The sequence below is a fragment of the Mycobacterium sp. genome (genome assembly GCF_035623875.1).
Classification (GTDB): domain Bacteria; phylum Actinomycetota; class Actinomycetes; order Mycobacteriales; family Mycobacteriaceae; genus Mycobacterium.
On the sequence record NZ_DASPSP010000299.1, the window covers coordinates 1 to 6,307 of the forward strand.

Below are 6,307 nucleotides of genomic sequence, written 5' to 3' on the forward strand. Positions count from 1 at the left end.
GCCGAGTAGCGGGCTTATCGCTGCGCATGCACAGCTAGTGGCGCAGTGTTGTCCTCCTCGGCGGGTGGTACCGGCCGAGGCTTAGGTTTGGCGTGGTCGCCGCGCGGATGCACAACCAGGGGCCACCAGAACCAGCGGCCCAACATCGTAGCCAGCGAGGGCATGAATAGGGTGCGCACCACCAGGGTGTCGAGCAGCAGGCCGATGCAGACCGTCGAGCCGAACTGGCCCAGCACCGTCAGGTCGCTGCCCAGCATCGACGCCATGGTGAAGGCGAAGACCAGACCCGCCGATGTCACCACCGCGCCGGTGCCGGCCATCGATCGGATGTAGCCGGTCTTGAGCCCCGCATGAATTTCTTCTTTGAACCTTGAGACCAACAGCAGGTTGTAGTCGGAGCCGACGGCCAACAGGATGATCACCGAAAGCGCCGCGACGATCCAGTGGATGTGTATGCCGAACAGGTCCTGCCAGATCAGCACCGACAGCCCGACGGATGCGGCGATCGAGCTGCTCGCGGTCCCGACGATGACCAGTGCTGCCACCACGCTGCGGGTCAGCAGCAGCATGATCATGAAGATCAGCGTCAACGCCGAAACCACCGCGATCATCAGGTCGTACTTTGCGCCGTCGGCCATATCGCGGAAGGTCGCCGCGGTCCCCCCGAGATACACCTTGGCATCGGAGAGCGAGGACTGCTTGAGTCCCTCCTGGGCGGCGGTTCGCTCCGCAGACACTCGGGCGATTCCCTCGGGCGTCATCGGATCACCCTGGTGAGTGATGAAGAAGCGCACCGACTTTCCGTCGGGGGAGAAGAACAGCTTCACGCCGCGAATGAATTCCGGGTTAGTGAACGCCTCGGGCGGCAGATAGAAGAAGTCGTCGTTCTGCGAGGCGTCGAAACTTTGGCCCATGACGATCGAGGTGTTGCTCATCGCCTCCATCTGGTTGATCATCGCCGAGAACGTCTGGTACAACGTCAGCGTGAGGCCCTTGGTGGTCTTCAGCGTCGCAATCATCGTGGGGATCAACACCAGCATCTCGTGAGTGGCCGCGGCGGTGCGGTTGATGTCACCAGAAAGTTCGTGGAACTTTTCGGCGAGTTGGTCGAACCCGTCCAACGAGTCGAACAACGACCGGAGCGAGTAGCACATGGGAATGTCGAAACAATGCTTCTCCCAGTAGAAGTAGCTGCGGATCGGCCGCCAGAAGTCGTCGAAATCCGCCACGTGGTCGCGCAATTGATCGGTGATCTGCGACGTTTCCTCCGTCGTCTTCGCGCTGTCGTCAGCGGCGCTCGAAAGGTCTTTCGTTATTTGAAATAAGCGCTCGGTGTAGTCGATCTGGACCTGCAGCTCGTCGGCCATCTTCAGAATGTCTTTCATTCTGTCTTTGAGAAAGTCCATGTTCTGCATGGTCGTTTGGGCCTGAATGCTGTTTTGAAACGGAATCGAGCTGTGCTGGATCGGAATTCCCAGGGGCCGGGTGATGTCCTGGATCATCGCGATCCCGACTGTGCGGATCTCGTTTTTGGCCACCTTGTCCAACACCAGCATGTCGGCCGGATTGCGCATGTCGTGGTCGGCCTCGATCATCAGCATGTCCGGATTCATCCGGGCTTCGGAGAAGTGCCGGTCGGCCGCGGCATAGCCGATGTTGGACGGTGCTGATGCGGGCAGGTAGTGACGGTCGTTGTAACTCGGCTTGAAGCCGGGCAACGCGACCATGCCGACCAGGACGACCGCCCCGCTCACCGCGAAAATCGGTGCCGGCCAACGCACGACCGCGGTGCCCACCCGCCGCCACAGCCGGCCGCGGGACTGGGTCTTCTTCTCGAACAGGCCGAAACGGCTGCCCACGAAAACCACCGCCGGGCCCAATGTCAGGCCGGCCGCCACCACGACGAGCATGCCGATGGCTACCGGTGGGCCCATGGTGTTGAACCACGGCAGCCGCGCGAAGCTCAGGCAGTACGTCGCGCCCGCGATCGTCAGACCCGAACCCAGCACAACCGGCGCGACTCCGCGGAATGTCGTGTAGTAGGCCGTCTCCCGGTCTTCGCCGGCCGCCCGCGCTTCCTGATACCGGCCGATGAGGAAGATCCCGTAGTCCGTCCCGGCGGCGATTGCCAACATCGTCAGGATGTTGGCGGCGAACGTGGTGAGCCCGAACGCGTTGTTGTAGCCCAGCACCGCAACGATTCCGCGCGCACAGAGCAGCGCGACGAACGTCATGAACAGCTGGATCAGCGTGGTGACGATCGAGCGGTAGACCAGCAGCAGCATGATCGCGATCGCGGCCAGGGTGAACAACGTGATCTTGGCCAGGCTGTGGTTGCCGATAATGTGCATGTCATCGGACAGCGCCGCCGGGCCGGTGACATAGGCCTTGACCCCGGGCGGCGCGGGTTCGTTGTCGACAACCTTGCGGACGGCGTCGACGGATTTGTTCGCTTGCGTGGTGCCCTGGTTACCGGCGATGTTCACCTGGACGTAGGCGCCCTTGGCGTCGGCGCTCTGCGCGCCCGCCGCCGTGAACCGGTCCCCCCAGAAGTCCTGGATGTGCTGGACGTGCTTAGGGTCCTGCCGCAGCTTACGGACAATGTCGTCGTAATAGTGGTGCGCGGCGGCGCCGAGCGGCCGCTGGCTTTCCACCACGACCATCACGGTGCTGTTGGAATTGAATTCCTTGAAGTTGTGCCCCATCCGCATCATCGCTTTCATCGACGGTGCGTCCAGGGGCGCCATCGGCGCTGAATGGTTTTCGCCGACGACTTCCAGGCTCGGGACCGCGACATTGACCACGACGGTCAGCGCGACCCAGCCCAAGATGATGGGAATCGCGAAGATGCGGATGAAGTGCGGGATGAAAGGTCGGTGGGGGTGCCCGCCCTCGGTTCTCGTGGTGTCGGCCGTGTTGAAGCGCCGCTCCTCAGCATCGCTTCGCTCTGCATCGTCGCTGGCGCGGGTCATGCGGACTTCACCAGGCAGAAAGTTTGGGCGTTGTGGCCGTCGACACTCTGATGCTCGCGGAGCACACCGTCGACGGTGATGCGGCAGGCGATGTGGTTGGCGTCGGTTTGGGCCATGATGTTGGCGCTGACCGCGGGCAGAGTGGTGGAAATGGTGTACGACCACGGCAGCGGCGCACCGTTGACCTGGTGTGTGTTGGCGTCGGCGTCCCAGTAGTTGATGTTCGCGACGCTGCCGGGCGGCCCGTCGATCTCATACTTCACGACTTTCGGGTTGAACTGGACGATCTTGATCCCGGCTCCCGCGTTCGCGTTGAGGTCCTGCGAGCCGAACACCTTGTGCAGCCGTGACACCACCAGTCCGGAGACCGCCAGGACAACCACTAGAAGCAGCGGTATCCACCAGCGTCTGAGCAAACCGCCAATCGAAATCGCCCTCACTCGGTCTCCTCCCGCCGGTCCGTCCGCAGTCTTCTCCGCGAACAGATCAAGCCGCAGATCCATTTCCGTCCGCCGCCGTTGGCGTCCCAACATATGCCGAATGAGCTCGTGTTCGCTGGTCATCCCTGCTGATGCCCGTAGAACCTTCGCTCGGCTAACTATGCTAGACGGTAGGGCACGATAGCGTTCCGCTAGGTCCCCCCGATGTGTCCGGCGTCATCACGGCAGTGCTGCACGGCCGGTGACGGGCGGCAAGTCGGCCAGCGTCACGATCCCCGGCTTGGCCGCGACGACCGCCGGCACGGCGTTGGTGACCGGCATCGCGGTGTAGATCATGCCCAGACCCATGAATCCCGGCTCGGTCCAACCCTTCGGCGGCAGGCAATGGATCACCGTGCGCATGTTGGGCACGCCAAACACCTGTATGACGTGGCCGTGTTCGAGCGGCTTCGGGGGCGTCACGTGCTCGCCCATGATCCAGTTGAATCCGACACTGACCACGTTGTGATCGCCGACCCAGCCGCGGTGGTAGCCGTACACGCTGCCGACGGTCCCGGCTGGGATCTTCATAAAGCCCAGGTCGGAGTCGGCGGTGGCCGCGGTGAACGTGACGTCGAAGGTGATCTTGTCCAGGTTGGCGCCGATCGCGTCGGCCATCATCGCGGCCGACTCGGCGAAGACCTCGCTTTCGCGTCGCACATTCTCGGCCAGCCCGGGCGTATCGGGGTCCTGCGAGAAACCCATTGCGGTCTGAGTCTCCGCGGATTCGTAGGTCGAGCAGTCCACCGACTCGGTGATGCGGATCTCGTCGACCCGTTCGCAGGATCCGCTGAGCGCCATGCCGACCAGGTTCGTCATCCCCGGGTGCGCGCCGCTGCCGAAGATGGTTGAGCCGCCGCGCTCGCACGCGTCGAGGATCCGTTGCCGGTCCTGCGGCGTCTGCTTGCCACCGGTGATCCAGGCCGCGCTGGAGCAGACATTGACGCCTGACTCGAGTAGGCGCACCAACTCGTCGATGTTGGGCCACAACGGGTTATAGCAACAAGCGTCGGGCCGCAGTGCCAGCAGCGCATCGATATCGTTGGTGGCCTTCACTCCCGTCGGCTCAGGCCAGCCGGAGAGCTCGGCGGCGTCCACCCCGACTTTGTCTTGCCCGTGGGCGTAGACGCCGACGAGTTCCATGTCCGGTCTGCCGATGATGGCGTGCAGCGATCGCCGCCCGATGTTGCCGGTCGTCCACTGGATCACCCGAAACGGACGGTCTGCGCTGGTCGTGCTCATCGGGACTCCTTTGCCGGTGCGATTGGACTCATTATGTTCAACCGGGTCCACGCGCACGCGAGCCGGGCGTCCCAATATTCAGAGCGAACTTAGCCGCGGCTAAAAATTTGGCCCGTCATCTGTTGCTGTGTTGGGGCGACCACGATTGTGACCACACAGCGAACAGCTGCAGTAGCGTCGACGTCTATGGTGATCCCCGATATGCAATTGGCTTGAAGCTGCTGGGCTTTCGCGTTTGAGAAAAGGTCAAAGCCCGGCCGTGCCGACGACGATGAACACACAGCCGGCCGCGGCCAGCAGGATTCCAACCTCAGGGCGGCGACGCGATCGAATCCAGTTGTGCAGCGCTGTCATCGACATGGCGGTTGTCTTGGGCGCCAGTAGATAGGCCAGCAGCGGAATCTCTACGAGCGCGAAGGCCACGACGATGTACATCAACAGCACTGCGACTTGCGTCAGGGCTGTCGCGCGGGAGGCCAGTATGACGGCTAGCGTGGCAAGATAGTCGACCGACGGCAATGCGATGCCGAGACCGGCGATTCCCGCGACCCACAGCGAATACCCGCTCAGTAATCGTTGGGCCGGCCTCGCCAATCTTGCCGGGCGCGAGCCCAATCGTCCGGAGACGGGCAGGGCCACGACTACAGCGACCAATAGCGCCAGGAACCCGATCAGAATCTGAACTTTGGGCAAAGTGAAGTAGGTAGACTCCAGCAGTCTGCGTCGAAACACGAACAAGACAACCAGACCCACCGTCGTTCCCATTGCGACACCGCCAAACAAGAACGCGAGCAGGTGCAACGCCGGTCTGGGCCTGTTCAGCATGAGCACGGTCATACCGACTCGGAACGGTTCGACGCTGACGGCACAGGCCATTACCAGGACAGTGACCAACATTGGTAATTCTGGGTGCGCGCCCACGGGTCGGCTTAGGCGTCCAACCGGGTGAATTGGTCCTGGCGGTACTGCTCGACACAGGCGGCGCGCCGGATCTTGCCGCTCGTCGTGGTGGGAATCGACCCGGGCGATACCAGAACGAGGTCCCCGACATTCAAGCCGTGCGCGTTGGATATCGCGGAGGTGATGTCGCTTTTGACCAAACCGAGCCAGTGCATCGCCTCCTCGTTCGAATCGCCTCGCTTCTTGAGCTCAATGATGGTGACCAGCTTCTCGGTACTGTGCAGCGGGACCGATATCGCCGCGACCCGACCACGGGTGATCTCTTGGATCGTCGCCTCGATGTCCTCGGGATAGTGATTACGCCCGTGGATGATCAGCAGATCCTTGATCCGGCCGACAATGAACAGTTCACCCTCGGAGACGAAGCCTTGGTCGCCGGTCTTTAGCCAGGGTCCGTCGGGCGTGCCCGGCGAAGGGTCGACGAGCATTGCGCCGAAGCAGCGCTGCTCCTCGGGCGGTTTGCGCCAGTAGCCGTCGGCGACATTGGCGCCATGTACCCAGATCTCGCCGACCAAGCCCGCAGCGCACTCGCGGTTGGTGTCGGAGTCGACGATCCGCAACATGGGTGATTGCGGCACTTTGTATTTGACCAGCTCTGCCCCGGTCCCTGCCGAACACCGCTGAACGCGGCCCGCGGACAGCTCCGCGAGATCG

Annotated in this window: 4 protein-coding genes and 1 pseudogene; all 5 read right to left on the reverse strand. The window is 62.7% G+C overall.

Annotated elements, in window-relative coordinates:
* Nucleotides 1-14: 14 nt before the first annotated feature.
* Nucleotides 15-2,972 (reverse strand): MMPL family transporter, encoded by a 2,958-nt coding sequence (locus VEI45_RS23995; protein ID WP_324857011.1) that lies wholly within the window; start codon nucleotides 2,970-2,972, stop codon nucleotides 15-17.
* Nucleotides 2,969-3,388 carry an MmpS family transport accessory protein gene (locus tag VEI45_RS24000; protein WP_324857014.1) on the reverse strand — a complete coding sequence of 140 codons (420 nt, stop codon included), beginning with the start codon at nucleotides 3,386-3,388 and terminating at the stop codon, nucleotides 2,969-2,971. Before VEI45_RS24000 ends, VEI45_RS23995 begins: the two co-directional genes overlap by 4 nt.
* 243 nt (nucleotides 3,389-3,631) lie before the next feature.
* Entirely contained in the window at nucleotides 3,632-4,693 is a 1,062-nt protein-coding gene (locus VEI45_RS24005) for a dihydrodipicolinate reductase (protein ID WP_324857012.1), read from the reverse strand.
* Nucleotides 4,694-4,939: 246 nt separating this feature from the next.
* Nucleotides 4,940-5,590 (reverse strand): GAP family protein, encoded by a 651-nt coding sequence (locus VEI45_RS24010; RefSeq protein WP_324857013.1) that lies wholly within the window; start codon nucleotides 5,588-5,590, stop codon nucleotides 4,940-4,942.
* A 32-nt stretch (nucleotides 5,591-5,622) separates the two neighbouring features.
* A pseudogene (locus tag VEI45_RS24015) lies at nucleotides 5,623-6,307 on the reverse strand (acyl-CoA synthetase); the annotation flags it as partial.

Excerpts from the sequence above, each read along its gene's own strand:
- VEI45_RS23995 (WP_324857011.1), bottom strand. The coding sequence starts at position 2,972 with ATGACCCGCGCCAGCGACGATGCAGAGCGAAGCGATGCTGAGGAGCGG.
- VEI45_RS24005 (WP_324857012.1), bottom strand. The coding sequence starts at position 4,693 with ATGAGCACGACCAGCGCAGACCGTCCGTTTCGGGTGATCCAGTGGACG.
- VEI45_RS24010 (WP_324857013.1), bottom strand. The coding sequence starts at position 5,590 with ATGTTGGTCACTGTCCTGGTAATGGCCTGTGCCGTCAGCGTCGAACCG.